This window comes from Obesumbacterium proteus (assembly GCF_001586165.1).
Lineage (GTDB): Bacteria > Pseudomonadota > Gammaproteobacteria > Enterobacterales > Enterobacteriaceae > Hafnia > Hafnia protea.
Genome location: NZ_CP014608.1, coordinates 478,509 through 505,234, shown reverse-complemented (window position 1 = coordinate 505,234; position 26,726 = coordinate 478,509). Strand labels below are relative to the sequence as shown.

Annotated in this window: 20 protein-coding genes, 3 tRNA genes and 3 rRNA genes; 18 read left to right on the top strand and 8 right to left on the bottom strand. The window is 49.8% G+C overall.

The features are described from left to right. Positions 1 to 46 precede the first annotated feature (46 nt). Together rbsK and rbsR are read left to right on the top strand one after the other, a co-directional pair. Entirely contained in the window at positions 47 to 970 is a 924-nt protein-coding gene (rbsK, locus tag DSM2777_RS02475; protein WP_046459641.1) for a ribokinase, read from the top strand. A 27-nt stretch (positions 971 to 997) separates the two neighbouring features. Continuing rightward, positions 998 to 1,999 carry a ribose operon transcriptional repressor RbsR gene (gene rbsR / locus DSM2777_RS02470; protein WP_061553081.1) on the top strand — a complete coding sequence of 334 codons (1,002 nt, stop codon included), beginning with the start codon at positions 998 to 1,000 and terminating at the stop codon, positions 1,997 to 1,999. Here the strand turns inward: rbsR and mdtD are convergent. Both mdtD and DSM2777_RS02460 read right to left on the bottom strand, forming a co-directional pair. Then, complete coding sequence (mdtD, locus tag DSM2777_RS02465) at positions 1,974 to 3,413, bottom strand: multidrug transporter subunit MdtD (RefSeq protein WP_046459640.1); 1,440 nt, start codon at positions 3,411 to 3,413, stop codon at positions 1,974 to 1,976. The two genes, rbsR and mdtD, sit on opposite strands and share 26 nt — an antisense overlap. Before the next feature lie 11 nt (positions 3,414 to 3,424). Next, a complete protein-coding gene (locus DSM2777_RS02460) occupies positions 3,425 to 4,117 on the bottom strand; it encodes a FadR/GntR family transcriptional regulator (protein ID WP_046459639.1) in 693 nt (230 codons plus the stop codon). 526 nt (positions 4,118 to 4,643) lie between these two features. On the opposite strand from DSM2777_RS02460, the gene DSM2777_RS02455 reads away from it, so the two are divergent. The 6 genes from DSM2777_RS02455 (at position 4,644) to DSM2777_RS02430 (ending at position 10,097) form a co-directional block, all read left to right on the top strand. Further along, a 16S ribosomal RNA gene (locus DSM2777_RS02455) occupies positions 4,644 to 6,186 on the top strand. A 138-nt stretch (positions 6,187 to 6,324) separates the two neighbouring features. Continuing rightward, positions 6,325 to 6,400: transfer RNA gene (locus DSM2777_RS02450), tRNA-Glu, on the top strand. Between the two features lie 262 nt (positions 6,401 to 6,662). Beyond that, positions 6,663 to 9,571 (top strand): 23S ribosomal RNA (locus DSM2777_RS02445). A gap of 120 nt (positions 9,572 to 9,691) precedes the next feature. Beyond that, a 5S ribosomal RNA gene (gene rrf, locus DSM2777_RS02440) occupies positions 9,692 to 9,807 on the top strand. The 16S, 23S and 5S rRNA genes sit together here with 3 tRNA genes alongside, the layout of an rRNA operon. Before the next feature lie 86 nt (positions 9,808 to 9,893). Then, positions 9,894 to 9,970 (top strand) — tRNA-Asp (locus DSM2777_RS02435). 51 nt (positions 9,971 to 10,021) lie between these two features. Continuing rightward, positions 10,022 to 10,097, top strand: a tRNA-Trp gene (locus DSM2777_RS02430). A 171-nt stretch (positions 10,098 to 10,268) separates the two neighbouring features. On the opposite strand, the gene hdfR is transcribed toward DSM2777_RS02430, so the two are convergent. Next, positions 10,269 to 11,102: an HTH-type transcriptional regulator HdfR gene (hdfR, locus tag DSM2777_RS02425; protein ID WP_061555310.1), complete on the bottom strand. Its 834-nt coding sequence runs from the start codon at positions 11,100 to 11,102 to the stop codon at positions 10,269 to 10,271. A 122-nt stretch (positions 11,103 to 11,224) separates the two neighbouring features. Between hdfR and DSM2777_RS02420 the strand changes: the two genes are divergently transcribed. Beyond that, positions 11,225 to 11,563, top strand: a complete 339-nt coding sequence (locus DSM2777_RS02420; protein ID WP_025802063.1) for a MaoP family protein — start codon at positions 11,225 to 11,227, stop codon at positions 11,561 to 11,563. 27 nt (positions 11,564 to 11,590) lie between these two features. Here the strand turns inward: DSM2777_RS02420 and DSM2777_RS02415 are convergent, their stop codons facing one another. Then, positions 11,591 to 13,117 (bottom strand): YifB family Mg chelatase-like AAA ATPase, encoded by a 1,527-nt coding sequence (locus DSM2777_RS02415; protein WP_061553080.1) that lies wholly within the window; start codon positions 13,115 to 13,117, stop codon positions 11,591 to 11,593. Between the two features lie 338 nt (positions 13,118 to 13,455). On the opposite strand from DSM2777_RS02415, the gene DSM2777_RS02405 reads away from it, so the two are divergent. The 7 genes from DSM2777_RS02405 to ilvA all read left to right on the top strand — a co-directional run bounded on the left by DSM2777_RS02405 (position 13,456) and on the right by ilvA (position 21,565). Next, positions 13,456 to 14,685, top strand: a complete 1,230-nt coding sequence (locus tag DSM2777_RS02405; protein ID WP_046458986.1) for an MFS transporter — start codon at positions 13,456 to 13,458, stop codon at positions 14,683 to 14,685. Positions 14,686 to 14,818: 133 nt separating this feature from the next. After that, positions 14,819 to 14,917, top strand: a complete 99-nt coding sequence (ilvL, locus tag DSM2777_RS23585; RefSeq protein WP_071778685.1) for an ilv operon leader peptide — start codon at positions 14,819 to 14,821, stop codon at positions 14,915 to 14,917. Between the two features lie 140 nt (positions 14,918 to 15,057). After that, positions 15,058 to 16,704 (top strand): acetolactate synthase 2 catalytic subunit, encoded by a 1,647-nt coding sequence (gene ilvG / locus DSM2777_RS02400; protein ID WP_061553079.1) that lies wholly within the window; start codon positions 15,058 to 15,060, stop codon positions 16,702 to 16,704. Continuing rightward, positions 16,701 to 17,015, top strand: coding sequence for an acetolactate synthase 2 small subunit (gene ilvM / locus DSM2777_RS02395; RefSeq protein ID WP_082790847.1), 315 nt, complete (start codon positions 16,701 to 16,703; stop codon positions 17,013 to 17,015). The genes ilvG and ilvM overlap by 4 nt, the downstream gene beginning before the upstream one ends. 33 nt (positions 17,016 to 17,048) lie before the next feature. Then, positions 17,049 to 17,981 carry a branched-chain amino acid transaminase gene (locus DSM2777_RS02390; RefSeq protein ID WP_025802071.1) on the top strand — a complete coding sequence of 311 codons (933 nt, stop codon included), beginning with the start codon at positions 17,049 to 17,051 and terminating at the stop codon, positions 17,979 to 17,981. Between the two features lie 171 nt (positions 17,982 to 18,152). Continuing rightward, positions 18,153 to 20,003 (top strand): dihydroxy-acid dehydratase, encoded by a 1,851-nt coding sequence (gene ilvD / locus DSM2777_RS02385; protein WP_046458988.1) that lies wholly within the window; start codon positions 18,153 to 18,155, stop codon positions 20,001 to 20,003. A gap of 20 nt (positions 20,004 to 20,023) precedes the next feature. Then, positions 20,024 to 21,565: a threonine ammonia-lyase, biosynthetic gene (gene ilvA / locus DSM2777_RS02380; protein ID WP_122974936.1), complete on the top strand. Its 1,542-nt coding sequence runs from the start codon at positions 20,024 to 20,026 to the stop codon at positions 21,563 to 21,565. Positions 21,566 to 21,586: 21 nt separating this feature from the next. Here ilvA and ilvY read toward each other — a convergent pair whose 3' ends face one another. Next, a complete protein-coding gene (gene ilvY / locus DSM2777_RS02375; protein WP_061553078.1) occupies positions 21,587 to 22,468 on the bottom strand; it encodes an HTH-type transcriptional activator IlvY in 882 nt (293 codons plus the stop codon). Between the two features lie 210 nt (positions 22,469 to 22,678). On the opposite strand from ilvY, the gene ilvC reads away from it, so the two are divergent. Beyond that, complete coding sequence (gene ilvC / locus DSM2777_RS02370; RefSeq protein ID WP_025802079.1) at positions 22,679 to 24,160, top strand: ketol-acid reductoisomerase; 1,482 nt, start codon at positions 22,679 to 22,681, stop codon at positions 24,158 to 24,160. A gap of 68 nt (positions 24,161 to 24,228) precedes the next feature. On the opposite strand, the gene ppiC is transcribed toward ilvC, so the two are convergent. From ppiC to DSM2777_RS02355, 3 genes are read right to left on the bottom strand one after another with little or no spacing between them, the layout of a single operon-like run. Next, entirely contained in the window at positions 24,229 to 24,510 is a 282-nt protein-coding gene (gene ppiC / locus DSM2777_RS02365) for a peptidylprolyl isomerase PpiC (RefSeq protein ID WP_046458991.1), read from the bottom strand. A gap of 47 nt (positions 24,511 to 24,557) precedes the next feature. Then, positions 24,558 to 24,938, bottom strand: a complete 381-nt coding sequence (locus tag DSM2777_RS02360; protein WP_061553077.1) for a RidA family protein — start codon at positions 24,936 to 24,938, stop codon at positions 24,558 to 24,560. After that, a complete protein-coding gene (locus DSM2777_RS02355) occupies positions 24,935 to 25,921 on the bottom strand; it encodes a threo-3-hydroxy-L-aspartate ammonia-lyase (protein WP_061553076.1) in 987 nt (328 codons plus the stop codon). The genes DSM2777_RS02360 and DSM2777_RS02355 overlap by 4 nt, the downstream gene beginning before the upstream one ends. An 80-nt stretch (positions 25,922 to 26,001) precedes the next feature. Here DSM2777_RS02355 and DSM2777_RS02350 point away from each other — a divergent pair, with 80 nt between their 5' ends. After that, positions 26,002 to 26,679, top strand: a complete 678-nt coding sequence (locus DSM2777_RS02350) for a helix-turn-helix transcriptional regulator (RefSeq protein WP_046360330.1) — start codon at positions 26,002 to 26,004, stop codon at positions 26,677 to 26,679. Positions 26,680 to 26,726: the final 47 nt, after the last annotated feature.

Sequence of the window (26,726 nt, the reverse complement as noted above, 5' to 3'; positions counted from 1 at the left end):
CGCTGCAGGTCCCCTGTGGTGGCGTACATTTAAGGGATTGAGCAAGATGCAAAAAGGCAAACTGGTGGTATTGGGCAGTATTAATGCTGATCATATCCTAAATATCGAGCATTTCCCGCGTCCGGGAGAAACCGTTTTAGGTCAGCAGTATAAAGTGGCTTTTGGTGGTAAAGGTGCTAACCAAGCGGTAGCAGCCGGTCGTAGCGGTGCCGATATTTCCTTTATTGCCTGCGTCGGTCAGGATGACATTGGTGAACGTATTCGCCAGCAACTCTCTAGCGATAGTATCAATACTCAAGCTATTGAAGCTGTCGACGGTGAAACCACCGGTGTCGCGCTGATTTTTGTTAATCAGGAAGGTGAGAACGTGATTGGGATTAGCGCGGGCGCTAACGCCGCGGTAACGCCTGATTATTTATCTAAGCATCAAAAGCTGATCGAAAATGCCGATGCATTGCTTATGCAGCTAGAGTCGCCGCTGGAAACGGTTATGGCTGCGGCACAATTAGCGCGTAAGCATAATACGCAGGTTATTTTGAATCCGGCGCCTGCTCGCGAGCTGCCTGATGACTTACTCTCTAATATTGACGTCATCACGCCTAATGAAACAGAAGCTGAAAAGCTAACAGGTATCGCGATTAAAGACGATGCGAGTGCTCAGCAAGCCGCTGAAGTTCTGCATCAGAAAGGCATTAAAACCGTGCTGATTACCTTAGGAAGTCGAGGTGTATGGTTGAGCCAAAATCAACAAGGTAAAACGATTCCTGGGTTTAAAGTAAAAGCCGTTGATACTATCGCTGCGGGCGATACATTTAACGGTGCTTTAGTGACAGCGTTGCTGGAAGGCACTGAAATTAATGCCGCGGTGCGTTTCGCTCATGCGGCGGCCGCTATCGCCGTGACGCGTGAAGGCGCTCAACCTTCCGTTCCTTGGCGCAAAGAGATTGATTCTTTTCTCCAGTCACACTAAGAGTCGCAGTATTAGGAGTAGCTCTGAGTGACCACCATGAAAGACGTCGCCCGCTTAGCGGGCGTATCAACATCAACAGTTTCTCATGTCATTAACAACAACCGCTTTGTCAGCGACAGCGTGCGCGACAAAGTGTTGTCTGCGGTACAAGAGCTTAACTACGCCCCTTCTGCTTTAGCACGCAGTTTAAAGCTGAATCAAACTCGAACCATCGGCATGCTGGTGACAACCAGTAACAACCCCTTCTTTGCTGAAGTGGTACGCGGCGTTGAGCGCAGCTGTTACGAGCGCGGCTATAGTTTGATTTTATGTAATACCGAAGGCGATTTGGCTCGTATGAATCAGAGCCTTGAAACTCTGCTACAAAAGCGAGTTGATGGGCTATTGATGATGTGCACCGAAAGTTATCGTCCTGCGCGCGAAATGCTGAGCCGATATCCATCGTTGCCCACCGTGATGATGGACTGGGCCGTCTTTGATGGTCCGAATGATGTTATTCAAGACAACTCGTTTCTCGGTGGGAAAATTGCGACACGCCATCTATTAGAGCGCGGATATACCAAGATTGCCTGTATTGCGGGGCCAAAAGATAAAACGCCGGCTTGGGAGCGCTTGGAAGGTTACCGTTATGAAATGCAGCAGGCAGGCATTGCGATCCCTGATGAATACGTAATATTTGGTGATTTTGAATTTTCTGGTGGTGTTGATGCCATGAATCAACTGTTGGCTTTGCCAGAGCCGCCGCATGCTGTTTTCACGGGTAATGATGCTATGGCGGTTGGGGTCTATCAGGCGTTGTACCGAGCAGGGCTTAAAGTTGGTTGCGATGTGGCCGTGGTTGGCTACGACGATATCGAGATGTCGCAATACCTTTCTCCGCCGTTAACCACCATTCACCAGCCCAAAGATGAGCTGGGTGAATTGGCCGTCGATACGCTTTTACATCGTCTTATGCATCTTGATCTCGAACCGCAAACTCTGGTTTTAACGCCAGAGTTAATGGTTAGGGATTCTGTTGGGCAGATTTAGCATCACGGCTTTTTCTACGCAGCTGCGCTTTACGGCCCTTGATAAGGGAATCGCCATCGGTAGGGCGCAGCATTAAGAAGATCAACGCAGAGAAAATAGTGACTACGCCCATAGTAATAAAGGTGTAGTGGAAGTGATCGACTAACGAGCCAAATGACAGGGAGTCATAGAATCTCAACACGGCAGCGCTGACTGCAACCCCAAAGCTAATAGATAGTTGCTGGGTTACCGCGAGAACACTATTCCCCGCGCTGGCGTTTTTATCCGTTAAATCACCCAACGAAATGGTGTTCATCGATGTGAACTGCGTCGACATCACCATCCCTAGCAAGAATAACGGCAAAACCAGCATCCATAACGGCATGTCAGGATCTTGCAGTGAAAACTGCGCAATCATCACCCCAATAATCATCGTTACGCAGACCAACGTTTTACGATAGCCAAATCGACGTAATACACCGGTAACCGTTGATTTAGCAATGATCGAACCTATCGCCGTTGGTGCCATCATGCAGCCAGCAATAATGGCTGAGTATCCAAAACCGACCTGTAACATTAATGGCATTAAGAACGGGATACATCCCGTACCCAATCGGGAAGCTACGTTGCCTACGATGCCGATGGAGAATGTCCGCGTTTTAAAGAGCGGTAAATCAATCAGCGGCTGCGGATGGCGACGAGCATGCAGAACATAGGTAAATAGTAGAGCAATACCAGCGAACAGAATCAGCCATGCATAGATGACCGGCAGCACGTTCTCGCCAAAAAGCTCCATACCGGTTGAGAGACAAACCAAACTGAGCCCAAAAATTAAGAAGCCAATATAGTCGAAGCGTCGGGTTGGGGTCTTGAAATCAGGCATATAGCGACGGGCGTAAAAAATACCTGCAACACCGATAGGAATATTGATTAGGAAAATCCAATGCCAGGTTGCCACCGTGACTAGCCAACCGCCGAGCATCGGCCCGACTACCGGCCCGATCAGCCCTGGCATCGTGACAAAGTTTAAAACCGGTAATAATTCACTACGAGGGTAGGCTCGTAGTAGTGCTAATCGCGCAACCGGCATCATCATTGCGCCGCCAATGCCTTGAAGCACGCGTGAGCAGACTAGCATCGTCAGGGAGCCTGACAATGCACAGGATAGAGAACCCAGTGAGAACAGAGAAACCGCGAAGATAAAAACTTTGCGGGTACCAAATCTATCTGCAACCCACCCGCTGACGGGGATTAACATCGCAACTGTCAGCGTATAGCTGATAATGGCAGATTGCATGGCCAGCGGGGAGCGATCCAAACTACGCGCAATAGAGGGAATAGCTGTATTCAGAATGGTTGCGTCTAAGGCTTGCATGAAAAAAGCCATGGCGGCAATCCAAGGTAAGCCAGCCATACTACGGGCAGTTTTTGTCATAGGTATACCGTTTAGTCGTGTTTTTGTCCTAGCAGAGCCTGACAGGAAATAAATGCATCCATACTGTTTCCTGTCAAAATTGCATCAACAATAGCCTGATGAAGACTGAGCTTTATGACCTCATCACCGGTAATTGCGCGGAAATAGCTTTGGTAAACTGAACTGAACAGGTTGGCGAATGAAGTCAGGAAAGGATTCGCACTGGCCTTATAGATAAGCTGGTGGAATTGAACGTCAACTTTGATCCAGCGCTCGCGGTCAAAGCGGTTATTCAATTCGCGCATCTCTTCCATTAATGTATTGAGTTCAGTTTTCTGCTCTTCTGAGGCATGGAGTGCCGCTAATAGGCAGGCCTGTGGTTCCAGTGCGTGGCGCAGAACTAAAAAGTGTTCTTTTACATGCTCGAAATTCTCACGGGTTAACCACCAAGTTAATAACTCCTGATCTAAGAAGTTCCAGTTACTGCTTGGCATAACACGAGTACCAATTCTTGGGCGAGGCAATACCATCCCTTTAGCTGCCAGCATTTTTACTGCTTCACGAACGGCAGTACGGCTGACACCATAAATATCTCCAAGCTCGAGCTCCCCCGGCAGGATGCTGCCTGCCTTATATTCTCCAGAGAGAATACGCTGACCGATCTTTTCTGCTAAGAGATAAGAAAGGTTGCGTTGTGCAGCTTGTTGTTGTGCGTTGAGTTGCATGGCTTTAGGTCCTATCTGGCATAATTACCTTTGTTTCACTCTTATTTTATCCTACAAAAGCAAACCGCAATGTCTTTATTCGGTTAAAAGTGGCGCGTATTTTACGTTTTTTAAGCTTAATGTTGAAATATTATGCATTCAGAAAGTTTTATGAAATAAACACTTGTCACCTGCTGAGAAGTCCCTATAATGCGCCACCACTGACCGGGAATAACGATGCAAACATCGCTTGGGCAGTAAGAAGATTTAATGAGTTATGCAGTTTGTTGAAAAATAAATGCTTGACTCTTCGGGCTAAAAGCGTAGTATGCGCAGCCCACGTCAATGATAACTAACGTTTGATTGGCGTCGCTCTTTAACAATTTATCAGACAATCTGTGTGGGCACTCACAAGACAATATCTAACGTCCTCGGACGATAAAATATTAAAGTCTTGAAGAGTGACCAAGCAGTAATTCATTTAGTTGAATTATTACGAAAGTTAATTTTCGAGCATCGCTTAACTTGTTTAAGCAAATCAAGCTTTTAATTGAAGAGTTTGATCATGGCTCAGATTGAACGCTGGCGGCAGGCCTAACACATGCAAGTCGAGCGGTAGCACAAGAGAGCTTGCTCTCTGGGTGACGAGCGGCGGACGGGTGAGTAATGTCTGGGAAACTGCCTGATGGAGGGGGATAACTACTGGAAACGGTAGCTAATACCGCATGATGTCTTCGGACCAAAGTGGGGGACCTTCGGGCCTCACGCCATCAGATGTGCCCAGATGGGATTAGCTAGTAGGTGGGGTAACGGCTCACCTAGGCGACGATCTCTAGCTGGTCTGAGAGGATGACCAGCCACACTGGAACTGAGACACGGTCCAGACTCCTACGGGAGGCAGCAGTGGGGAATATTGCACAATGGGCGCAAGCCTGATGCAGCCATGCCGCGTGTATGAAGAAGGCCTTCGGGTTGTAAAGTACTTTCAGCGAGGAGGAAGGCATTGTGGTTAATAACCACAGTGATTGACGTTACTCGCAGAAGAAGCACCGGCTAACTCCGTGCCAGCAGCCGCGGTAATACGGAGGGTGCAAGCGTTAATCGGAATTACTGGGCGTAAAGCGCACGCAGGCGGTTGATTAAGTCAGATGTGAAATCCCCGAGCTTAACTTGGGAACTGCATTTGAAACTGGTCAGCTAGAGTCTTGTAGAGGGGGGTAGAATTCCAGGTGTAGCGGTGAAATGCGTAGAGATCTGGAGGAATACCGGTGGCGAAGGCGGCCCCCTGGACAAAGACTGACGCTCAGGTGCGAAAGCGTGGGGAGCAAACAGGATTAGATACCCTGGTAGTCCACGCTGTAAACGATGTCGACTTGGAGGTTGTGCCCTTGAGGCGTGGCTTCCGGAGCTAACGCGTTAAGTCGACCGCCTGGGGAGTACGGCCGCAAGGTTAAAACTCAAATGAATTGACGGGGGCCCGCACAAGCGGTGGAGCATGTGGTTTAATTCGATGCAACGCGAAGAACCTTACCTACTCTTGACATCCAGAGAATTTGCTAGAGATAGCTTAGTGCCTTCGGGAACTCTGAGACAGGTGCTGCATGGCTGTCGTCAGCTCGTGTTGTGAAATGTTGGGTTAAGTCCCGCAACGAGCGCAACCCTTATCCTTTGTTGCCAGCACGTAATGGTGGGAACTCAAAGGAGACTGCCGGTGATAAACCGGAGGAAGGTGGGGATGACGTCAAGTCATCATGGCCCTTACGAGTAGGGCTACACACGTGCTACAATGGCATATACAAAGAGAAGCGAACTCGCGAGAGCAAGCGGACCTCATAAAGTATGTCGTAGTCCGGATTGGAGTCTGCAACTCGACTCCATGAAGTCGGAATCGCTAGTAATCGTAGATCAGAATGCTACGGTGAATACGTTCCCGGGCCTTGTACACACCGCCCGTCACACCATGGGAGTGGGTTGCAAAAGAAGTAGGTAGCTTAACCTTCGGGAGGGCGCTTACCACTTTGTGATTCATGACTGGGGTGAAGTCGTAACAAGGTAACCGTAGGGGAACCTGCGGTTGGATCACCTCCTTACCTAAAGATAGCGTTAAGTGTAGTGTCCACACAGATTGTCTGATGAAATTAATGAGCAAGAGCACCTGTTGATGTTGTGAGTTTTAAGACTCATGCTGATACGAAACGAGAAAGTGAAAGCTTTGTCGGTATTTTCGTGTCCCCATCGTCTAGAGGCCTAGGACACTGCCCTTTCACGGCTGTAACAGGGGTTCGAATCCCCTTGGGGACGCCATTCCGATAATGAGTGAAAGACATTATCACCCGTTCTGATGAACGAAAAATCTTAAAGATGATTCTAACGAGTCGTGTTTAAGATATTGCTCTTTAACAATCTGGAACAAGCTGAAATTTGAAAGCTTAAGCAACTGTGAGAATGACTTCGGTCAAACACTGACACAGTTAGCATTAAGCAGTCTCTCAATTTTTTGCAATCTTGAATGCTGTCTTGAACCGGTTCGTAACCGTGTTCATTAAGAGACACCTTCGGGTTGTGAGGTTAAGTGACTAAGCGTACACGGTGGATGCCTAGGCAGTCAGAGGCGATGAAGGACGTGCTAATCTGCGATAAGCGTCGGTAAGCTGATATGAAGCGTTATAGCCGACGATTTCCGAATGGGGAAACCCAGTGCAATTCGTTGCACTATCGTTAAGTGAATACATAGCTTAACGAAGTGAACCAGGGGAACTGAAACATCTAAGTACCCTGAGGAAAAGAAATCAACCGAGATTCCCCTAGTAGCGGCGAGCGAACGGGGAACAGCCCAGAACCTTAATCAGCGTATGTGTCAGAGGAACGGTCTGGAAAGTCCGGCGATACAGGGTGATAGCCCCGTACTTGAAAATGCATATGTTGTGAGTTCGATGAGTAGGGCGGGACACGTGACATCCTGTCTGAATATGGGGGGACCATCCTCCAAGGCTAAATACTCCTGACTGACCGATAGTGAACCAGTACCGTGAGGGAAAGGCGAAAAGAACCCCGGCGAGGGGAGTGAAATAGAGCCTGAAACCGTGTACGTACAAGCAGTGGGAGCCTCTTTTATGGGGTGACTGCGTACCTTTTGTATAATGGGTCAGCGACTTATATTTTGTAGCAAGGTTAACCGAATAGGGGAGCCGTAGGGAAACCGAGTCTTAACTGGGCGTCAAGTTGCAAGGTATAGACCCGAAACCCGGTGATCTAGCCATGGGCAGGTTGAAGGTTGGGTAACACTAACTGGAGGACCGAACCGACTAATGTTGAAAAATTAGCGGATGACTTGTGGCTGGGGGTGAAAGGCCAATCAAACCGGGAGATAGCTGGTTCTCCCCGAAAGCTATTTAGGTAGCGCCTCGTGAACTCATCTTCGGGGGTAGAGCACTGTTTCGACTAGGGGGTCATCCCGACTTACCAACTCGATGCAAACTACGAATACCGAAGAATGTTATCACGGGAGACACACGGCGGGTGCTAACGTCCGTCGTGAAGAGGGAAACAACCCAGACCGCCAGCTAAGGTCCCAAAGTCATAGTTAAGTGGGAAACGATGTGGGAAGGCATAGACAGCCAGGATGTTGGCTTAGAAGCAGCCATCATTTAAAGAAAGCGTAATAGCTCACTGGTCGAGTCGGCCTGCGCGGAAGATGTAACGGGGCTAAACTATGCACCGAAGCTGCGGCAGCGACACTTAGGTGTTGTTGGGTAGGGGAGCGTTCTGTAAGCCGTTGAAGGTGGCCTGTGAGGGTTGCTGGAGGTATCAGAAGTGCGAATGCTGACATAAGTAACGATAAAGCGGGTGAAAAACCCGCTCGCCGGAAGACCAAGGGTTCCTGTCCAACGTTAATCGGGGCAGGGTGAGTCGACCCCTAAGGCGAGGCCGAAAGGCGTAGTCGATGGGAAACAGGTTAATATTCCTGTACTCGGTGTTACTGCGAAGGGGGGACGGAGAAGGCTAGGCTATCCGGGCGACGGTTGTCCCGGTTTAAGCGTGTAGGGGGAAAGCGTTGGTAAATCCGCGCTTTTATTAACCCTGAGGCGTGATGACGAGTCACTACGGTGATGAAGTAGTTGATGCCAAGCTTCCAGGAAAAGCCTCTAAGCTCTAGGTAACATTGAATCGTACCCCAAACCGACACAGGTGGTCAGGTAGAGAATACCAAGGCGCTTGAGAGAACTCGGGTGAAGGAACTAGGCAAAATGGTGCCGTAACTTCGGGAGAAGGCACGCTGGCGCGTAGGTGAAGTCCCTTGCGGATGGAGCTGAAGCCAGTCGAAGATACCAGCTGGCTGCAACTGTTTAATAAAAACACAGCACTGTGCAAACACGAAAGTGGACGTATACGGTGTGACGCCTGCCCGGTGCTGGAAGGTTAATTGATGGGGTCAGCCGCAAGGCGAAGCTCTTGATCGAAGCCCCAGTAAACGGCGGCCGTAACTATAACGGTCCTAAGGTAGCGAAATTCCTTGTCGGGTAAGTTCCGACCTGCACGAATGGCGTAATGATGGCCAGGCTGTCTCCACCCGAGACTCAGTGAAATTGAACTCGCTGTGAAGATGCAGTGTACCCGCGGCAAGACGGAAAGACCCCGTGAACCTTTACTATAGCTTGACACTGAACATTGAGCCTTGATGTGTAGGATAGGTGGGAGGCTTTGAAGTGTGGACGCCAGTCTGCATGGAGCCAACCTTGAAATACCACCCTTTAATGTTTGATGTTCTAACTCCGGTCCCTAATCGGGATTGAGGACAGTGTCTGGTGGGTAGTTTGACTGGGGCGGTCTCCTCCTAAAGAGTAACGGAGGAGCACGAAGGTTAGCTAATCACGGTCGGACATCGTGAGGTTAGTGCAATGGCATAAGCTAGCTTGACTGCGAGAGTGACGGCTCGAGCAGGTACGAAAGTAGGTCATAGTGATCCGGTGGTTCTGAATGGAAGGGCCATCGCTCAACGGATAAAAGGTACTCCGGGGATAACAGGCTGATACCGCCCAAGAGTTCATATCGACGGCGGTGTTTGGCACCTCGATGTCGGCTCATCACATCCTGGGGCTGAAGTAGGTCCCAAGGGTATGGCTGTTCGCCATTTAAAGTGGTACGCGAGCTGGGTTTAGAACGTCGTGAGACAGTTCGGTCCCTATCTGCCGTGGGCGTTGGAAGATTGAGAGGGGCTGCTCCTAGTACGAGAGGACCGGAGTGGACGCATCACTGGTGTTCGGGTTGTCATGCCAATGGCATTGCCCGGTAGCTAAATGCGGAAAAGATAAGCGCTGAAAGCATCTAAGCGCGAAACTTGCCTCGAGATGAGTCTTCCCTGAGACCTTGAGTCTCCTAAAGGAACGTTTAAGACTAAGACGTTGATAGGCTGGGTGTGTAAGCGTAGCGATACGTTGAGCTAACCAGTACTAATGATCCGTGAGGCTTAACCTTACAACACCCAAGGTGTTTTAAGACGCAGAGACGCGAAAACACAAAGAGTAGGCTTGTGAACAGATTGGTTTGTATGGCTAGCTGTAGAAATACAGAAAGCGGTACAAATAACAGAATATGCCTGGCGGCGATAGCGCGGTGGTCCCACCTGACCCCATGCCGAACTCAGAAGTGAAACGCCGTAGCGCCGATGGTAGTGTGGGGTCTCCCCATGCGAGAGTAGGGAACTGCCAGGCTTTAAATTCGTTCCTTTTCCCTGACACGGAAAATAGCGGGAACAAACTGACATCAGACGAATGCTGATGTGAGAGAAAGAATCGGTGGAGCGGTAGTTCAGTTGGTTAGAATACCTGCCTGTCACGCAGGGGGTCGCGGGTTCGAGCCCCGTCCGTTCCGCCACTTATTTATGTTATGCCTGCTTGAACGCGGGGATAATAGTAAGCGTTCTTTAGGGGCGTAGCTCAGTTGGTAGAGCACCGGTCTCCAAAACCGGGTGTCGCGAGTTCGAGTCTCTCCGCCCCTGCCATACAAATAGCCTTCCGCTTGCGGAGGGCTTTTTTGCGTTTTAGCGCAGAAAAAACTTAAAATTAAGACTTACCCTTCAGCATTTTTCCCAAATTCCTACCTAAATGTACTAAGTTGTTGGGGCAATTTCATACTATCGCCCCCCAACATTAGTGTTCTGCAATGCCAAAAATTACTTTGGCTGCGCTAGATGATAATTTATCAATGACTGAGTTAAATACTTAATCTCTTCTTTCCTGTCACTGTTGTGGAGCCACACGGCGTAAATTGGCCGCGTCAGAGCTTCCTGCGAGTTATCAACCTTAAAGTGATGCGGATGCCAATGTGCTGGGAAAAATGCTCTTCCTCCTACTTGGCTCATGACCTGTTCGGCAAGCGCTATTGAGCTGGTCGTTAAAATCGGAGGATTATTGTTGCTAGTGAGCTGTTCATCAAAACGAGCAAAATCTGCCCCCCACTCTAAGCGAATATAGGGAAGGTCGTCGGTTGTTTCTTCTCCTGCGGTTGTAAGCAGTTGCAGTGTAAACTCGCCGATTTTTTCTGTTGATAGCTCCTCCATCTTTGGGATCTCTGTTGTTATTAGTAAGTCCAGATGACGCTCATGCAGCTGCCGAACATGGGTATGCCGTTGTCCAATACGGGCTTCAAGCAAGAGTTCGGGCTTATGTTTATAGACGCCTGATAGCCATGAAATAAGCAGTGATTCCCACATCATTGCCGGAGCACCAATAGATAATTCTTTGTGCTGTCGGCTCTTGAGAACTTCTTTTTTAGCCAATAGCCACGTTTCCATCAGTTTTTCTGCGTAGGGAACGAGCCGTTCACCAGCCTCGGTTAACTGAATATTATTGCGGTGGCGAGTGAAAAGATCTGCACCAACTTGTGTTTCAAGCTGACGAATACGGAAGCTAACCGCTGATTGTGTTAGATAAAGGGTTTCAGCGGCTTTGCCAAAGTGTCTTGTTCGGCTCACTTCTAAGAAGGTTTTTAATAATTCGCTATCCACTGCCTCTCCAATAAAAATATTAATCATGATGATTTAAATGTTTTGTTTTACACGTTGTCAAGCCTAACTAATACTCCGCGCCATAAGTGGTACAGCAATAAGAAAATTTAGGAGTGTGTCAGATGGCGGAAAGCTTCAGCACCAATCATCGTTTTTTTGACAATAAACATTATCCTCGTGGTTTTTCACGCCACGGCGATTTCACAATTAAAGAAGCTCAGGTTCTTGAGCGTTTTGGTTATGCGTTTAACGAGCTCGATTTAGGGACTCGTGAGCCACAAACCGAAGAAGAACAACTCTTTGTTGCTGTGTGCCGTGGTGAACGTCAGCCCGCGACAGAAGCAGAGAAAATTTGGTCGAAGTACATTGCACGCATTCGTCGTCCTAAGCGTTTCCACACCTTATCCGGCGGTAAACCGCAGATGGATACGGTGGAAGAATACACTGATAGTGATGACTAAAAACTCGGGGCCTTTGGGCCCCGTTTTTTATTGCAGCGCCTGATGGAGGTGTTGGATCAAACGATCCATTGAGCGATAGCTAAGCGCTTCTGCAATGTGAGCTCGGCTGATGTTGTCACTTTGTGCAAGATCGGCAATAGAACGAGCAACTTTTAGTATTCGGTGCCAGGCTCTTACCGACAATCCCATCTTCTCGAGTGCTTGTTCCAGAAATGCTGCATCTTCTTGAGACAGTGAGCATACCCTGTCCATCTCCTTACCTGCCAAATGTGCGTTGAGTTTTCCCGATCGTTGATACTGCTTTTCTCGTGCTAAACATACTCTTTGGCGAATAACCTCGCTGCTTTCTCCAATGCGTTTTTGAATGCTAAGAACCCCAGCGGGTAACAGAGGCACCTCAATAGAAAGGTCAAAACGATCTAAAAAGGGACCTGATAAGCGAGATAGATATTTGAGTATCTGCTGTGGCGGTGTGCGTGCATGAATGCCTTTGTAATGCCCCGTCGGGCTTGGATTCATAGCGGCAACTAATTGTACTCTTGCAGGAAAAGTGACTTTTGCCAGTGCCCTAGAGATGCATGCTTCGCCTGACTCAAGCGGCTCGCGCAGAGCATCCAACACTCGTCGTTCAAACTCAGGCAGTTCATCTAAAAATAGTACGCCGTTATGTGCGAGAGAAATCTCTCCGGGTCTTGGTAAAGATCCCCCGCCGATGAGTGCTGCCATTGAAGCGCTGTGATGTGGGGTCCTAAATGGCCGCTGATAGCAAGATTGCCCCGTGGTTGATTGATGTACCAAACTGGCAACCGCGGCGCTCTCTAAAGCCTCTTCGGTGGTTAACGGTGGCAATATGCTATTGAGGCGGCTAGCTAACATCGTTTTCCCTGTTCCGGGTGGCCCTAACAACAGTAAGTTATGCCCGCCTGTGGCTGCGATTTCTAATGCTCGGCGCGCCTGTTCTTGGCCAATGATATCCCGCATGTCTTTTGTGTTTGAGGCTATGGATGATAGTCGGGATACCTTCGGTGGTAGAAGCTGTGAGTTACCACTGAGGAAATCACAAACTTGCAGAAGATGATTGGCAATGAGATGAGGCTGTTGTTCTCCAAGCAGGCCAAGCTCTTCCTCATTTTCCTCTGGAGCGATTAGCTTGCGCTGATGTTGCTGAGCGGCCATAGCGGCGGGGATTGCTCCCTGAATGCGCCGTAGTGCGCCTGAAAGACCTAACTCACCTAGCAGCTCTAATCCTTCTACAGAAGTCGCGCTAAGCTGCTCAGAGGCAATCAAAATGGCGATTGCAATGGGAAGATCATAGCGTCCACCTTCTTTGGGCAGATCTGCGGGAGCCAGATTCACCGTGATACGTTTTGCTGGAAACGTAAAACCGCAATTTATGATGGCGCTTCTTACGCGGTCTTTAGCCTCTTTCACTGTCGCCTCAGGTAAACCTACTAATGTAAAACCGGGGAGCCCGGTGCTGATGTGTGCTTCAACGCTCACCGCGGGTGCCTGCACGCCGATTGCTGCACGGGTATTAATCATCGCCACTGACATAGTTACCTCCATGTTGAAGACCATCATGTGGCGAATAGTGAGTGGTGTCAGAACGAGGTATGTGCTTTGTGTTATTGATTCCAGCATTTCGCTGTCTTGAAAGGAGTAGTGGACTTAAAACTGCGAGCTGGATTTGATGCTGGCAACAAAACTTAACATTTCACATACAATATTTAACAAAGATAGCATGCTAATTATTTTGGCCTTGTCGCTAAGAGGGTTATATTTAACATTAGTAATACAAAACGACATTCTGCATAACAAGTATCAGGTTGTGCCGCTGTCTCTAATAAAAATGCTAATAAAAACGCCTCATACTCTACGGTAGGGAATTCATTATGTTTGGTTGGTCAAGCCAGCAGCGTAACGTTGCTATTGCGAGCTTCCTAAGTTGGACGCTCGATGCTTTCGATTTTTTCGTCCTCGTATTTTTACTCAGCGATATCGCCAAGGCTTTTAACGTTGGCATGGAAGAAGTCACGTTGGCGATATTGCTGACGTTGGCCGTGCGACCTATTGGCGCATTGCTGTTTGGGCGAGCGGCCGAAAAGTACGGTCGTCGGCCGATCTTGATGGTCAATATTCTCTTCTTTTCGATCTTCGAACTACTCTCCGCAGCAGCGCCATCCCTGACCATGTTCTTAGCGCTCAGAGTACTGTATGGCGTAGCGATGGGAGGGATCTGGGGAGTTGCATCATCTTTGGCGATGGAAACCATTCCAGACCGCTCGCGTGGATTAATGTCAGGGATATTTCAGGCCGGTTACCCCTTCGGCTATCTACTGGCTGCGGTGGTATATGGCTCATTATTTGAAATTGTCGGCTGGCGTGGCATGTTTGTGATTGGTGCTATTCCAATTATTTTATTGCCATTTATTTACTTTAAAGTGCCTGAATCACCGGTTTGGCTGGCGGCTCGTGAGCGTAAAGAAAGTACAGCGCTTCTTCCCGTTTTGAAGAGCCATTGGAAGCTTTGTATCTACCTTGTCTTGTTGATGGCTGCGTTCAATTTCTTCAGCCACGGCACTCAAGATATGTATCCAGCATTTTTGAAAATTCAGCATGGTTTCGATCCTAAAACCGTCAGTATCATCGCTATTAGCTACAATATCGCATCAATTATCGGTGGCGTGTTCTTTGGTGTATTGTCTGAAAAAATTGGCCGTAAGAAGGCGATTATTATTGCGGCGGCGCTGGCCTTACCCGTTATCCCTCTGTGGGCGTTCTCTGGGGGATCACTCATGCTAGGCATTGGCGCATTTTTAATGCAGTTCATGGTGCAAGGGGCTTGGGGGGTTATTCCTACCTATCTTAATGAACTGGTTCCCGCCAACACGCGCGCGGTGTTACCGGGGTTTGTATATCAACTGGGTAACCTGATTGCTTCTGTGAATGCGACGCTTCAGGCGACGATTGCTGAAAGCCATGGGCAGAACTATGGTTTGGCGATGGCGATTATTGCGGGCAGTGTTGCGGTGGCAATCATTGTGCTGATTTCTTTTGGTCGAGATACTCAAGGCGCTTCTTTAGGGAGAAAAATTTCGACCGAAGAAACCACAATAAAATGATGTTAAATCATATCATTGAACGTGATTTGAACCGTTTCTGTTTATTGGTTACGCAAAAAAATTATTGTCAGACGGCAAAGAACTGTGATAACTCTTTAAGCATTAGCTCAGAAGGCAACAGAAAAAACTATTTATGAAAACTCTCGTCCAAGTACTCAGCCTCGTCGTGATTAGTGTGGTGGTGATTATTATCCCACCGTGCGGGGCAGCACTTGGACGAAGAAAGGCTTAAAAATCAGGTCTGAATCAAACGAGAACCCCCGCACCGAAAGGTCCGGGGGTTTTTTTTCGCAATGAGAAAGTGATGGGGAACAGCAAATGGCTAACAGAATAAAATCCTGTTGTCCCAGTAAAAGGGCGGGGAATTAAGCTATGAATGGAGCACAGTGGGTAGTACAAGCGTTGCGTGCACAGGGTGTTGATAAAGTTTTCGGCTACCCAGGTGGCGCAATCATGCCGGTATACGATGCGTTGTATGACGGTGGTGTTGAACACCTACTGTGCCGCCACGAGCAAGGCGCCGTGATCGCTGCCATTGGCTATGCCCGTGCCACCGGAAAACCAGGCGTGTGCATTGCAACTTCAGGCCCAGGCGCAACTAACCTGATTACGGGTTTAGCGGACGCCATGCTGGATTCTGTTCCCGTTGTTGCCATCACAGGCCAAGTCGGTTCAGCTTTGATTGGTACTGATGCTTTTCAAGAGATTGATGTTCTGGGACTGTCATTGGCATGTACCAAGCACAGCTTTTTAGTTGAGTCGTTGGATGCTTTGCCCGGGATCATGGCTGAAGCTTTTGCGGTTGCGATGGGCGGGCGTCCGGGCCCGGTCTTAATCGATATCCCGAAAGATATTCAGCTGGCCGAAGGTGAGCTGGCTGCGCATTTGTCTGCCGTTACCGAAGTCATGCCTGCCTGTGAAACCGGCTTAATGCAGGCGTGTGAGTTGTTAGCTCAGGCAAAAAAACCGATGTTGTATGCCGGTGGTGGCGTTGGGATGGCGCAGGCTGTTCCTGCATTGCGCGAATTCGTTAATGCGACTGGCATCCCTGCGGTAGTCACGTTAAAAGGCTTGGGAGCACCGGATGCCAACCATCCATGCTATTTAGGGATGTTAGGCATGCACGGCACCAAGGCTGCTAATCTGGCCGTGCAGCAATGCGACTTGTTGATTGCGGTGGGCGCGCGTTTTGACGATCGCGTCACCGGCAAGCTGAACGCTTTTGCTCCTCATGCCAAAGTTATTCATATGGATATCGACCCTGCCGAGATGAGCAAGCTGCGTCAGGCTCATGTTGAGCTGTGCGGTGATTTAAATATCATGCTGCCAGCGCTGAGTCAGCCGTTAAGCATCGGGGAATGGCAGTATGATGTTATAGGCCTGAAGGCCGAGCATCCGTGGCGTTACGATCATCCCGGCCAAGCTATTTATGCCCCGTTGTTCCTGAAGCAGTTATCTGACCGTAAACCCGCCAGCGCGGTTGTAACTACTGATGTAGGCCAGCACCAAATGTGGACTGCACAGCATATGCAGTTTACTCGTCCAGAAAATTTCATCACCTCGAGCGGTTTAGGCACCATGGGGTTTGGCGTCCCTGCGGCTGTCGGTGCGCAAATGGCACGCCCAGACGATATGGTTATCTGTGTTTCAGGCGATGGTTCTTTCATGATGAACGTGCAGGAATTAGGCACCATCAAACGTAAAAAACTGCCGGTAAAAATAGTTTTGCTGGATAACCAGCGGTTAGGCATGGTGCGCCAATGGCAGCAGCTGTTTTTTGATGGGCGCTACAGCGAAACCAACTTATCCGATAATCCTGATTTCTTAATGCTGGCCAGCGCTTTTAGCATTGCAGGCCAGCGTATTACCCGTAAAGATCAAGTCGACGCCGCACTGGATGCGCTGTTAAACAGCGAAGGTCCGTACCTGCTCCATGTCTCCATCGACGAATTAGAGAATGTCTGGCCTTTAGTTCCGCCGGGCGCAGGCAATGAATCTATGATGGAGAAAATATCATGATGCAGTTAACATCCTTGCAACATCAATTGGCGATTCAGGCACGTTTCCGCCCAGAGGTTTTAGAGCGGGTACTCCGCGTTATCCGTCACCGTGGCTTCCAAGTTTGTGCTATGAATATGGCTCAGATGTTGGATTCAGACAGTGTGAACATTGAACTAACGGTGTCTAGCCAGCGTCCAATCAACCTGCTTTCATCGCAGTTGAGTAAATTGATGGATGTTGCTTGCGTTGAAGTGCAGTCGCACGCGGCTCACCAACAAGCGGCCAGTTATCGGCCTACGCTGGCACTAGAAACGAATAATATTAATTAAATATCGCGCATCAGACGCAACAAGGAAAAAAGAATGACCACTAAGAAAGCGGATTACATTTGGTTCAATGGCGAGATGGTTCCATGGGCAGAAGCTAAAGTGCATGTTATGTCTCATGCGCTGCATTACGGAACTTCCGTATTCGAAGGCGTGCGCTGCTATGACACCAACAATGGCCCTGCTGTTTTCCGCCACCGCGAGCATATGCAGCGTCTGCGCGACTCCGCCAAAATTTACCGTATGCCTGTTTCCTACAGCGTTGATGAACTGATGGAAGCCTGCCGCGAAACCCTGCGCAAGAACAATCTGACCAGTGCCTATATTCGCCCATTGGTCTTTGTGGGTGACGTAGGTATGGGCGTAAACCCACCGGAAGGTTACAACACCGATGTGATTATCGCCGCATTCCCATGGGGTGCCTATCTGGGTGCTGATGCGCTGGATCAGGGCATCGACGCACAGGTTTCTTCATGGAATCGCGCCGCGCCGAATACGATCCCAACGGCGGCAAAAGCCGGTGGTAACTATCTTTCTTCTCTGCTGGTGGGTTCTGAAGCACGTCGTCATGGCTATCAGGAAGGTATTGCTCTGGATGTTCATGGCTATGTGTCTGAAGGTGCAGGCGAAAATTTATTTATGGTGAAAGACGGTGTGATTTTCACTCCGCCATTCACGTCAGCGGCACTGCCGGGCATTACGCGTGATGCGATCATCAAGCTGGCGAAAAATGCCGGTTTTGAAATTCGCGAGCAGGTTATGTCACGTGAATCTCTGTATCTGGCAGATGAAGTCTTTATGTCTGGTACCGCAGCAGAAATTACGCCGGTACGTAGCGTTGACGGCATTCAGGTGGGTATTGGTCGCTGTGGCCCAATCACCAAACAGATTCAAGAAGCGTTCTTTGGCCTGTTCACTGGCAAAACTGAAGATCAATGGGGCTGGCTGGATTTAGTCAACGCGAAGTAATTGAAGTGACAGACAGGGTATTAACCAAAATATAACCTCGAAATACGTCGAGTTGCAGGCAATCAACGCACATGTAGCTCGAAGTAGGACGAGGACAAGTCGGGCGGTTCGTTCCCGCCCGCATAAATAGATAAAAGCCTGAACACAGGCTCACGCTGGAGTGAATTAAGCATGCCAAAGTATCGTTCCGCAACAACCACACATGGCCGTAATATGGCGGGCGCTCGCGCATTATGGCGAGCAACGGGAATGACAGACGCGGATTTCGGTAAGCCGATTATTGCCGTGGTTAACTCGTTTACCCAGTTCGTGCCGGGCCATGTCCATCTGCGCGATCTGGGCAAACTGGTTGCAGAGCAGATCGAAGCTTCTGGCGGCGTAGCCAAAGAATTCAATACCATTGCGGTGGATGACGGTATTGCCATGGGACACGGCGGGATGTTGTATTCCCTGCCTTCCCGCGAGCTTATTGCCGACTCCGTTGAATATATGGTCAATGCGCACTGTGCTGATGCCATGGTGTGTATTTCCAACTGCGACAAAATCACCCCCGGGATGCTGATGGCATCTTTGCGTTTGAATATTCCGGTGATCTTTGTTTCCGGTGGCCCGATGGAAGCGGGTAAAACCAAATTATCTGACCAGATCATTAAACTGGATCTGGTGGATGCCATGATTCAGGGTGCAAATCCGAACGTGTCGGATGCAGACAGCGAGCAAATTGAGCGCTCTGCGTGCCCGACCTGCGGCTCATGCTCTGGGATGTTTACCGCTAACTCCATGAACTGCTTAACCGAAGCACTGGGCTTATCCCAACCGGGCAATGGTTCTCTGCTGGCGACCCACGCAGACCGCAAAGATCTGTTCCTGAATGCAGGGAAGCGCATCGTTGACCTGACCAAGCGCTACTACGAACAAGATGACGACCGTGTGCTGCCGCGCAATATCGCCAACAAAGCGGCATTCGAGAATGCCATGACGTTAGATATTGCTATGGGCGGCTCCACCAATACCGTTCTACACCTGTTGGCTTCGGCTCAGGAAGGCGAAGTTGATTTCACTATGACGGATATTGATCGTCTGTCGCGCAAAGTCCCTCATCTGTGCAAAGTGGCACCAAGTACGCAGAAATACCATATGGAAGATGTGCATCGCGCAGGCGGTGTGATCGGTATTTTGGGTGAGTTGGATCGTGCGGGGCTGTTAAATCGCGAAGTGAACAACGTTCTGGGGATGACACTGCCTGAAACGCTGGCTGCCTATGACGTGATGGTTACAGAAGATGAAAGCGTCAAAAAGATGTATACCGCAGGTCCTGCGGGTATCCGCACCACTAAAGCATTCTCGCAAGAATGCCGCTGGGATTCTCTGGATACTGACCGCCAAGAGGGCTGTATCCGAACTCGTGAATTTGCCTATAGCCAAGACGGTGGCTTAGCCGTGCTGTATGGCAATATCGCCGAGGATGGCTGCATCGTGAAAACCGCCGGTGTGGAAAAAGAGAGCCTGATTTTCCGTGGTCCAGCGAAAGTGTATGAAAGCCAAGATGCGGCAGTAGACGCTATTCTGGGCGGTAAAGTGGTGGCGGGTGACGTGGTAGTTATTCGCTACGAAGGCCCAAAAGGCGGCCCTGGCATGCAAGAAATGCTCTATCCAACCACTTATCTCAAATCGATGGGGTTGGGTAAAAGCTGCGCTCTGATCACCGATGGTCGTTTCTCTGGCGGTACATCTGGTTTGTCGATCGGGCACGTTTCGCCGGAGGCGGCGAGCGGTGGCATCATCGCATTGGTACAAGACGGTGACATGATTGATATCAACATCCCACAGCGCTGCATTAAATTAGACGTTGCCGAAAGCGAACTGGCGAATCGTCGTGAGCAAGAGCTGGCGCGTGGCGATGCGGCATGGACACCAAAAGCGCGTGAGCGTCAGGTATCTTTTGCGCTACGAGCCTATGCGATGTTGGCGACCAGCGCTGACCGTGGCGCTGTGCGTGATAAATCTAAGCTGGGAGGCTAATCATGACTTCCTCGACAAATATGCAAAAAGAAGTGCTGCCCAGCCAGCCCTGCGGGGCTGAATACCTACGCGCGGTCCTTCGAGCGCCGGTCTATGAGGTCGCACAGGTCACGCCATTGCAGACCATGACGAAACTGTCTGAACGCGTCGGCAATACCATTTTAGTGAAACGCGAAGATCGCCAGCCCGTACACAGTTTCAAACTGCGCGGTGCCTACGCGATGATTGCAGGTCTTAATGAAGAGCAAAAATCTCACGGCGTTGTAACGGCATCCGCAGGAAATCATGCACAAGGTGTGGCGCTTTCTGCTTCACGCTTAGGCATTAAATCCACCATCGTCATGCCGGTTTCAACCGCTGACATTAAAGTGGACGCGGTACGAGGTTTTGGTGGTGAGGCCGTGCTGTACGGTGCGAACTTTGACGAAGCCAAAGCCTATGCCATTGAATTAGCTAAAACTAGAAATCTTACTTTTGTGCCTCCTTTTGACCATCCTGCGGTTATCGCTGGCCAAGGTACTTTGGCCATGGAGTTATTGCAGCAAGATGCTCATCTGGATCGTGTATTTGTCCCCGTCGGCGGCGGCGGTTTAGCCGCAGGCGTGGCCGTGCTGATCAAGCAGCTGATGCCACAAATCAAAGTGATCGGCGTTGAAGCGGAAGATTCTGCTTGTCTGCGTGCCGCGCTGGATGCCGGTCATCCGGTGGATTTAGCCCGCGTTGGGTTATTTGCCGAAGGCGTAGCCGTTAAGCGCATCGGTGACGAAACTTTCCGTCTGTGTCGTGAATATCTGGATGATGTGATCACCGTGGATAGTGATGCGATCTGCGCTGCGGTAAAAGATCTTTTCGAAGATGTGCGTGCGGTTGCAGAACCCTCTGGTGCTTTGGCGCTGGCAGGGCTGAAAAAGTATGTTCAACAGCATCAGATTCAGGGCGAACGCTTGGCCCATGTGCTGTCTGGGGCGAATCTTAATTTCCACGGCCTGCGTTATGTTTCTGAGCGCTGTGAACTGGGTGAACAACGGGAAGCGCTGTTGGCCGTTACCATTCCAGAGCAGCAGGGGAGTTTCCTTAAATTCTGCCAGTTGCTAGGCGGGCGAGCGGTAACGGAGTTTAACTACCGCTACGCCGATGCAGATAATGCCTGCATTTTTGTAGGTGTACGCTTAACGCGTGGTTTGGTAGAGCGTCAGGAAATTTTGGCGCTGTTGCAAGACGGTGGATATCAGGTTGTAGACCTTTCCGACGACGAAATGGCGAAGCTGCACGTGCGCTATATGGTCGGAGGCCGTCCGTCTAAGCCGCTACAAGAGCGTCTTTATAGCTTTGAATTTCCTGAGTCACCGGGCGCATTGCTGAAGTTTTTAAGCACTTTGGGCACCCATTGGAATATTTCTCTTTTCCACTATCGCAGCCATGGTACGGATTTTGGGCGTGTTCTTGCTGCGTTTGAACGTGCAGACAGCGATCCGAATTTCGAATCGCGTCTGCATGAACTTGGCTATGAATGCCACGATGAAACCGATAATCCGGCTTTTCGTTTCTTCTTGAAAGGCTAATTGGCGATTGCGTTCTAGTGGCTATAACAGTTGCCAGAATGCATGAATGAGCGGTTCTTCTAGGCGTTTTTTCTGTACACAAACGCCGAGTTCAAAAGGTGCCACCATCGCCACGTGGTCGAGTTCGGTAATACGTGCGCGAATAGATTCAGGGCTGTTATCTAAAACTACGTCGGGCAGCAGGGCGATGCCACAGCCAAGAGCGACCATGGAGACAATCGCTTCATGACCCGAAACGGTAGCGTAAATCTGCGGATTGCTGATTTTTTGTCTACGAAACCACAGGTCTATTCGCTGACGCGACGGACCATGTTCCGGCAGGATAAATGGAATTTGTGACCAGTCCGGGTGCTCGACTAGCGCTAGCGTGCGGACATGGCACGGGAGCGCTGGTGCAATCAAGCGCAGCGGTATTTCACCAATTTTGGTGAACTCAATGCTGGTGGGCAGCGTTTCTGGTCGGCCTGCGATGCCGAGATCGGCTTCGTCTGACTGTATTTTGCTGACGGCGTCGGCGGCGTCGCCGGTCGTGAGCTTGATTTCAACCAGTGGATGCAACGCTCGGAAGCGATCGAGCACAGAAGGCAAATGGCTATAGGCCGCGGTTACCGAGCAGAACAGACGCAGTTCGCCGGTTAATGCAGGGCCCGTTTGACCGAGAGCGTTACGCAGCTGCTGATATTGCAACAGCGTTTGCTGAGCAAATGTTTTGAGCTGTTCGCCTGCGCTGGTAAGGCGTACATCGCGATTATCGCGTAGAAAGAGCGGTTGCCCGAGTTCATCTTCCAGCCGTTGTATCTGGCGAGAAAGCGTTGAGGGACTCACATGTACCGCCTGTGCGGTGCGGCTAAAATGGCGCGAGTCAGCCAGATGAAGAAATAATTTTAAGTCTCGAAGATCCATGGGTGATTTCCGCTCATTACGTTGCAAAAAATGCAATGACATCTTCGTAATATATCAATTTAAGCAATACAAATCCTATCATATGATGGATTCATTCTCCTCGATGAGAACCTCCCCAATAGACAGGTGGGGAAGTAAAAAATAATGAACTTGCAGACGTCGCCTTTGAGCGAAAACACAACGTCAAACAACCAAACAATGGAGCAAACCATGGCTAATTATTTCAACACATTGAACCTGCGTCAGCAGCTGGCGCAACTGGGTAAGTGTCGCTTTATGGGACGCGAAGAATTTGCCGATGAAGCGGGATACCTGAAAGGTAAAAAAGTGGTGATCGTTGGCTGTGGTGCGCAGGGTTTGAACCAAGGTTTGAACATGCGTGACTCGGGTCTGGATGTGGCCTACGCATTGCGTGCTGAGGCGATTGCTGAGAAGCGCGCATCATGGCGCAAAGCAACTGAAAATGGCTTTAAAGTTGGCACCTACGAAGAATTGATCCCACAGGCCGATCTGGTGGTTAACCTGACACCTGACAAACAGCATTCTGCGGTTGTGAAAGCGGTTCAGCCTTTGATGAAAGACGGTGCGGCGTTGGGCTATTCGCATGGTTTCAACATTGTTGAAGTTGGCGAGCAAATTCGTAAGGACATCACCGTTGTGATGGTGGCACCGAAATGCCCGGGAACTGAAGTACGTGAAGAATATAAGCGTGGCTTTGGTGTACCGACTCTGATTGCGGTTCACCCAGAAAACGATCCTAAAGGCGAAGGCATGGCGATAGCCAAAGCGTGGGCGGCGGCAACCGGCGGTCATCGTGCCGGTGTTCTGGAGTCCTCTTTCGTTGCAGAAGTAAAATCTGACCTGATGGGCGAGCAAACTATTCTGTGTGGCATGTTACAAGCGGGTTCACTGCTGTGTTTCGATAAACTGGTGTCTGAGGGGACTGAACCTGCTTATGCCGAAAAGCTGGTTCAGTTCGGTTGGGAAACCATTACCGAAGCACTGAAACAGGGCGGCATCACGCTGATGATGGATCGTTTATCCAACCCTGCTAAGCTGCGCGCATACGCACTGTCAGAGCAACTGAAAGAAATTATGGCTCCGCTGTTCCAAAAACATATGGATGACATCATTTCTGGCGCGTTCTCGGGTGGCATGATGGCGGACTGGGCTGAAGACGATATCAAACTGCTGACATGGCGCGAAGAAACCGGCAAAACCGCGTTTGAAACTGCACCACAGTTTGAAGGCAAAATCGCCGAGCAGGATTACTTCGACCAAGGCGTTCTGATGATTGCGATGGTAAAAGCAGGCGTTGAGCTGGCGTTTGAAACCATGGTGGCTTCCGGCATCATTGAAGAGTCTGCTTATTACGAATCGCTGCACGAGCTGCCGCTGATCGCGAATACCATTGCGCGTAAACGTCTGTATGAAATGAACGTGGTTATCTCTGATACTGCGGAGTACGGTAACTATCTGTTTGCTAATGCGGCAGTGCCTTTGCTGAAAGAGAAATTCATGGCTTCTCTGCAAACCGGCGACTTAGGCAAAGCAGCAGGTACCACTACGGCGGTGGATAATGCCCAACTGCGCGATGTGAACGAAGCGATTCGCAACCATCCAATTGAAGCCGTCGGCCATAAATTGCGTGGCTATATGAAAGATATGAAGCGTATTGCCGTTGCGGGTTAATTTCGCGATATCGCAAAAAAAATAGCAAAAAAGGCGCCTAGGCGCCTTTTTTATTGCTTACATCTAAACTAGTTACGATAAAGCACTTTGATGATGTGATAGCCAAACTGGGTATGCAGCGGGCCATAAGGCTCTATCAGCGGGCAGGAGAACACCACTTTATCGAACGCAGGAACCATCTGACCCTGACGGAATTCACCCAAATGACCGCCTTTTTTGCCTGACGGGCAGATTGAATGCTTCTTAGCCAGCTTCTCGAAATCGCCGCCGTTTTTGAGCTGCTCAAGAAGATCCAGAGCCTGTTTTTCTTCCTTTACAAGGATATGCAATGCTGCCGCGTTTTTAGCCATCGGGGATACTCCAGATGAAGGCATTAGAGAAATTTTCCCTAGTGTACTCAGCCTAGGGCTATTTCCGCAATGGCGCTCATTTCCAGCAGTGCTCCATAATGCAGTGCAGAACATGGCACGACGGTACGAGCGGGGCGGTGATCGCCTATCCACTGTGCATAAAGTCGATTAAATTCTGGCCATAATGCGACATCACTGAGATAGACCTGCACATTCACCAGATGTCGTTTATTAATTCCAGCCGTATCTAACAGGATGTCGATATTGTTAAAAACGGTCTGCGCCTGTTCAGCTAATTCACCCTGCGGCCGTGGGCTTGTAAGCGAAATGGGTAATTGCCCTGAGATATACAGGCTGTTACCGGAAATGATCGCGGGTGAATAATGCCCACCGGGTGTGGGTAACCGATCTGAATGGATGATTTTCATAGTATGTTGTTCCCGCGCTTGAGGAAATCAGCATAGGACTCAGCATCCACGTTGCCTCCGCTGACGATAATCCCCACGCGTGCTCCGCGAATATCGATGGCGCCACTCATTGCGGCGGCAGCGGCTAAACACCCTGTCGGCTCAACGACAATTTTCATTCTTTCCATGAAGAACCGCATTTGATCGCATAGCTGCTGATCACTCACGGTAAGAATATCTTCAACGAAATTACGAATGATTGGGAAGGTGAGCTCACCGACGCATTGGGTTTGCGCGCCATCGGCAATGGTATTGGGAACCGCAATGCTTACACGTTCACCCGAACGCAGCGATTGCTGAACGTCATTGCCCGCTTCAGGTTCAACGCCAAAGATACGGCAGTTTGGTGCCATATGCTTCGCGGCGATTGCGCATCCAGAAAGCAGTCCGCCGCCGCCGGTACAGACGAACAAGAAATCGAGTTCACCAACCTCTTCGAATAATTCCAGCGCGGAGGTGCCTTGGCCTGCAATTACGTGGGGATGGTTGTAAGGAGGAATAATACTTAAACCACGTTTGGCTGCCAGATCGGCGGCGATCGCTTCACGATCTTCGGTTTGGCGATTGTAAATAATAACTTCGGCCCCGTATCCACGTGTGGCGGCGAGTTTAGCCGCGGGTGCATCGTGTGGCATTACGATAGTGACAGGAACGTTGAGCTCACGAGCCGCTAACGCCATCGCCTGAGCATGGTTCCCAGAGGAGAATGCGACAACACCGCTTTTCTTTTGCTCCGGCGTCAAATGGCTTATCGCGTTATAAGCGCCGCGGAATTTAAATGCGCCAATACGCTGGTAGTTTTCACACTTAAAAAACAGACTTGCGCCGGTTAAAGCGTCGGCTTGAGTAGAGGTCAGAACCGGCGTGCGGTGCGCTGCTGCTTTAATGATATTTGCAGCTTCACGCACATCATCTGCGCTGACTGCCATGGGTAACAGGGGCATGATTTTCTCCTCGGGGTGCAATTTGCTTTGTCATTTTGTATAATTTTATACGATCAGTAAAATAAAAAGGAAAGCGCTATATGAAAAATAATGAAGAGATCCCGATAGAAACCTTAAGCGAGAACCAGCTATTGCTGCGTGAAGGGGCCAAAATTGCTAAGGCATTGGGTGAAATGTTTGCCCCAACCTGCGAGGTCGTTTTGCACGATCTCTGTAACCCTCTACATTCCATTGTGGCGATAGAGCAGCCCCTTTCTGGGCGCAAAATCGGCGATCCATCAACGGAAATGGGGCTGGCGCGTATACGCGATCCTCAGTATCCAGACGTGGTGCAAAACTACGGCAACCGATTCCCCGATGGTCGACCAGCAAAAAGTACGTCGATTGGTCTGCGTAACAGTCAGGGCGAATACGTGGCGGCGTTATGCCTGAATATGGATGTTTCTCTGCTTGATTCAGTTCAGCGTGTGTTGTCGCAATTGACGTCAGTAGACAGCGAACAGGCACCGACGCAGGAAAGTTTGCGCAGTAGTTTCGGCTCGAAGGACGTGAAGCGTGCCATCGAAGATTATGCGGCGGCGATGTCGAGTCAACCGCGGGCGCTTTCAGCTCCACAGCGTAAGGTATTGATTCGTCACTTAGCGACATCTGGTCTTTTACAACTGCGAGGCGCTGCGAAAATCGTGGCCGATGAGCTGGGGATTTCTCGTGCCTCGGTATATAACGCATTGAAGGTGGAACCAACGCGCGGAGTGTAATTTCACCGCTGGGTTTCTGCTACAATTCGCCCCGTACTCGTTGTTAT

Bases quoted from the DNA above. Each gene is read 5' to 3' on its own strand.
- DSM2777_RS02390 (WP_025802071.1), top strand. From the start codon at position 17,049: ATGACCACTAAGAAAGCGGATTACATTTGGTTCAATGGCGAGATGGTT.
- DSM2777_RS02350 (WP_046360330.1), top strand. From the start codon at position 26,002: ATGAAAAATAATGAAGAGATCCCGATAGAAACCTTAAGCGAGAACCAG.
- DSM2777_RS02460 (WP_046459639.1), bottom strand. From the start codon at position 4,117: ATGCAACTCAACGCACAACAACAAGCTGCACAACGCAACCTTTCTTAT.
- DSM2777_RS02420 (WP_025802063.1), top strand. From the start codon at position 11,225: ATGGCGGAAAGCTTCAGCACCAATCATCGTTTTTTTGACAATAAACAT.
- ilvY (WP_061553078.1), bottom strand. From the start codon at position 22,468: ATGGATCTTCGAGACTTAAAATTATTTCTTCATCTGGCTGACTCGCGC.
- DSM2777_RS02405 (WP_046458986.1), top strand. From the start codon at position 13,456: ATGTTTGGTTGGTCAAGCCAGCAGCGTAACGTTGCTATTGCGAGCTTC.
- ilvC (WP_025802079.1), top strand. From the start codon at position 22,679: ATGGCTAATTATTTCAACACATTGAACCTGCGTCAGCAGCTGGCGCAA.
- ilvL (WP_071778685.1), top strand. From the start codon at position 14,819: ATGAAAACTCTCGTCCAAGTACTCAGCCTCGTCGTGATTAGTGTGGTG.
- ilvA (WP_122974936.1), top strand. From the start codon at position 20,024: ATGCAAAAAGAAGTGCTGCCCAGCCAGCCCTGCGGGGCTGAATACCTA.
- mdtD (WP_046459640.1), bottom strand. From the start codon at position 3,413: ATGACAAAAACTGCCCGTAGTATGGCTGGCTTACCTTGGATTGCCGCC.
- rbsK (WP_046459641.1), top strand. From the start codon at position 47: ATGCAAAAAGGCAAACTGGTGGTATTGGGCAGTATTAATGCTGATCAT.
- ilvM (WP_082790847.1), top strand. From the start codon at position 16,701: ATGATGCAGTTAACATCCTTGCAACATCAATTGGCGATTCAGGCACGT.
- DSM2777_RS02415 (WP_061553080.1), bottom strand. From the start codon at position 13,117: ATGTCAGTGGCGATGATTAATACCCGTGCAGCAATCGGCGTGCAGGCA.
- DSM2777_RS02360 (WP_061553077.1), bottom strand. From the start codon at position 24,938: ATGAAAATCATCCATTCAGATCGGTTACCCACACCCGGTGGGCATTAT.
- DSM2777_RS02355 (WP_061553076.1), bottom strand. From the start codon at position 25,921: ATGCCCCTGTTACCCATGGCAGTCAGCGCAGATGATGTGCGTGAAGCT.
- ilvD (WP_046458988.1), top strand. From the start codon at position 18,153: ATGCCAAAGTATCGTTCCGCAACAACCACACATGGCCGTAATATGGCG.
- ilvG (WP_061553079.1), top strand. From the start codon at position 15,058: ATGAATGGAGCACAGTGGGTAGTACAAGCGTTGCGTGCACAGGGTGTT.
- ppiC (WP_046458991.1), bottom strand. From the start codon at position 24,510: ATGGCTAAAAACGCGGCAGCATTGCATATCCTTGTAAAGGAAGAAAAA.